The 4,095-nt window shown below is 30.2% G+C and carries 2 protein-coding genes and 1 pseudogene; all 3 read left to right on the forward strand.

Features of this window, described 5'->3' with window-relative positions; genetic code table 11:
* Positions 1-572: HAD hydrolase family protein (locus J7M77_RS16455; protein WP_296880532.1), on the forward strand; the 572-nt coding region annotated here is incomplete at its 5' end.
* Between the two features lie 9 nt (positions 573-581).
* Positions 582-3,785, forward strand: coding sequence for a DEAD/DEAH box helicase (locus J7M77_RS16460; RefSeq protein WP_296880534.1), 3,204 nt, complete (start codon positions 582-584; stop codon positions 3,783-3,785).
* 21 nt (positions 3,786-3,806) lie between these two features.
* Positions 3,807-4,095 (forward strand): annotated as a pseudogene (locus J7M77_RS16465) (4Fe-4S ferredoxin); the annotation flags it as partial.

The raw sequence follows: 4,095 nt of genomic DNA on the forward strand, positions 1-4,095 counted from the left end.
CATTGGTTGATCAGTTATTTGATGAATCTATGATTCAAAAACAAATGAATGTTTATCAAAAATATCATGGTAAAGCGATGTTTTATGGTCATCAAAAAAGCTGGTGTGCTTGTTTAGATGATGAATTGATCGTGAAACATCGTTTGATGTTTCAAGGAACGACAAAGCGTCCTAAAAATGTAACCGAAAATTTTCAGGCTAGTGATGTAAAAGCGATTAGCTGTTGTGTTTTATTTGATAATGTTGATGATTTAAAAGAAGCCTATCAACAGTTAAAAGATCAATTTACAATTGTGTTATATGAAACTGGTTTAATTAGAATGGATGTTTATTGTAAAGGGTTTACTAAAGGAACTGCTTGTAAGTATCTATATGAAAAGTTAAATGTTGCTTATGAAGATACTTATGCTTTTGGTGATGGAATCAATGATGTGGAAATGTTTCAGTTGGTTAATCATGCAGTTGCAATGCAAAATGGCGTTGCTGAATTAAAAGCTGTTGCTAGTGAAGTAACAGAAAGCGTTGATGATGATGGAATCGCTAAATTTTTTAAGCGCCATTTTAAGATATAGGTGGATGAAATGTTAATTACAGATAAACAGTTATTAAAAATAATACCCAATAGCAATAATATTAGTATCGCTAGAAAATATTGTAAAAATGGTTATGTAAAGAAAATAACGATTAAAAATAATAACGGTAGATATATAATTGATGGTAAGGTCGATAATGGCAGTTATGAAAATGAATGTTGGGCAGTTGTTGACACTGATAATCAAATTATTGCATATCATTGTGACTGTTTCTGGTGCAATCAAAATTCGGCTTGTGGTCATGTTGGGGCAATGTTGTTTAAAGTCCAGGAACTTTCACCTGATGAATATCCGTTTGAATATATAAATGAATTTGAAACAGAAAGAATCTCTTTTTTAGAAAGAATAGCTGAAATAAGAAAGCAGCAGGAATTACAGCGCATCAATAGTGAATTATCAGTTACCAAAAACATTATTAATGCTTTTAAAAATACTAAAAAAATTGAATTTGATACATTGCATCAATTAAAAAACGATATTGAGGTCCAGATTATTACGGGCTATGATTTATATATTTTAAAATTCAAGGTTGGCAATAAACGTAAATATGCAATTAAAAATATCGGAAATTTCTTAGATGCTATTTATAATAAAGAATTAGTCTATTATGGTAAGCAGTTAGAATTTATCCATAATGAAAATGCTTTTAGTGAAGATGCTTTAAAAATAATTGAATTAATGAAAGGATGCTATCATCTTGATGAACATCACTATGCTAATAAAAACGAACTAGGGATTACCTATGAAAATATTGATTTAATTTATCAAACGCTATCTTCCTTAACTAATAGTAACCAGCATTTAAAACTAAATGAGATAAAAAAACAATTAACTTTAGAAATTGAGCCAATTGATGATTATTACTCAATCAAATTAGAAGAAATCGATGGTTTTTTTGGAGTCCGGGATATTTACTTAGTTGATGACAATCAAATTGATGTAATTAAGTTAGATGAAGAAGGCAAAGTAATGCAGTTTCTTTTACCGCTAGCTCGTAAAGAGGAACTTTTATTAGCTAAAGAAGATATTTTAGATTTTAAAAAATATATTTTTGATGATCTCAAAGATTACTTTGTAATCAAAGGAACTAAATTACCTGGAGAAGTTGTTAGTGATGAGCAGTTAACTTTATATGGTGATATTGATGATAATGACTTAATCAAAATATATCTTAAAAGCAAGCAGCAAGATCAAGAAATCTACAGTTTTGATCACCAGAATAAAAAAACATCAGTTAATTTTGATTTGATCGAGGATTATTTACAGAAAATGGCAGCAGCAATTATCGGCCGTTATGCCTGTTTTGAATTAGAAGCTGAAAAGACTTATCAGTTTTTAAATGAAGGATTGCCATTTTTATCTAAATACTGTGAAGTTTTAGTGAGTGATGCCCTGCAGAAAATTGGTCGTAAGAGTCAGTTTTCAATAACTGTAGGAGTCAAAATTGAAAATGATTTATTATCAATCGATGTTGATAGTATCGATATTCCTAAAGAAGAATTAGCCGGTCTATTAAAATCATATCATCGTAAGAAAAAGTTTCATCGGCTAAAAAATGGTAAGTTATTATACTTGCAGTCCGATGAACTAGAAGAATTAGATCAGTTTTTAACAGTAAATAATCTTGATTTAAAAACAATGAAAGATGGTCATTTAGATACTGAGTTATATCGAGCTTTTAATGTAGAAAATCAGCTTGAAAACAGTGAACATTTAATGGTTGAACGAAGTGAAAAGTTCAAAAGTATAATTGATAATTTTAGTGATATCAAAAATCAAAATTATCCATTATCTAAACATTATGAAAATATTTTAAGAGATTACCAAAAATTTGGTTACCAATGGCTACAACAAATTAGTGCTTATGGACTAGGTGGTATTTTAGCCGATGATATGGGATTAGGTAAGACATTACAAATCATTGCCTTATTGGATGAAAATCGTGCTAATGATAAAACTAGTTTAGTAATTTGTCCATCATCGTTAATGTTGAACTGGCAAAGTGAAATCAATAAATTTTCTAATCATTTAACTTGTAAATGTATTCATGGTAATTTAAATGCACGAAAACAGGCTTTGAAAGCTTTTAATGATGTTGATGTTTTAATTACTACTTACGACTATCTTCGCCGTGACCATGAATTATATCAGGATCATTATTTTGAATATATAATTTTAGATGAGGCTCAGTATATTAAAAACCCTAAAACCAAAAATGCCAGTGCGGTAAAATCGTTAAAAGCGAAACATCGTTTAGCTTTAACCGGAACGCCAATTGAAAACTCGCTAGCAGAATTGTGGTCGATCTTTGATTTTTTAATGCCTAGTTATCTTTATAACTATCATTATTTTCAAAAGAACTATGAATCGTTGATCGTTAAAGAACATGATGAAAATAAACAGCTGGAATTGAAAAAAATGATTAGTCCTTTTATTTTAAGACGAAATAAAAAGGATGTACTATCTGAATTGCCAGAAAAAATTGAAAAAACGATTTTATTGGAATTTAGTGAAGAAGAAAAGAAATTATATTTAGCTAATTTGATGCAGGTAAGTAAAGAATTACAAGATCAGTTAAATAATGATGATGTTGATCGAATTGCAATTCTAGCAATGCTTACACGTCTTAGACAACTTTGTTGTGAGCCACGGTTAATCTATGACAATGTTCATAGTATTTCCTCAAAATTAGTGGGTTGTATGGATTTAATAAGAAATTTCCTGGGAAATAATCAAAAAGTGCTATTATTTTCATCGTTTACATCAATGCTTGATTTAATTAGCGAGGAATTAGAAAAAGAAGGAATCAGTTATTATAAGTTAACAGGTTCGACTCCTAAAGAAAAACGCCATCAGTTAGTTGAACAGTTCCAGCATGATGATACTACGGTCTTTTTGATTTCATTAAAAGCTGGCGGTACAGGCTTGAATTTAACGGCTGCTCAGGCAGTTATCCACTACGATCCCTGGTGGAATATGTCCGCCCAAAATCAGGCAACCGATCGAGCTTATCGGATTGGTCAAAAAAATGTCGTTAATGTTTATAAATTAGTGATGAAAGATAGTGTTGAAGAAAAAATCTTAAAATTGCAGGAGGAGAAAAAGAATCTTGCGGATACTTTTGTCGAAAATAATCAAGGAGCAATTACAACAATGACAAGTGAAGAAATAATGAATTTATTTAGTATTTAGTCTATAATGGGAGGAAAATTGATGAAAACAGGATTATATTATTTTAGTAGTACCGGTAATTGTCTTACTACAACAAGGATTTTAAAAGAAGCGCTAGGGGATTGTGATTTAATTCCATTAGCAGCTTTAAAAAATCTTGCGAAGATAAAAGTAGAATATCAACGAGTTGGTTTTATTATTCCGATCTATTATGGTGATATGCCGTTTTTAGTCCGTCAGGTAATTAGTAAGATGGAATTTGATGAATCTGTTTATATTTTTTTAATGGCTACTTATCGCGGTCATCCTGGGGATATTGCCAAAAGATTAG

Origin of the sequence: Thomasclavelia sp., assembly GCF_017889095.1 — a bacterium.
Classification (GTDB): domain Bacteria; phylum Bacillota_I; class Bacilli_A; order Erysipelotrichales; family Coprobacillaceae; genus Thomasclavelia.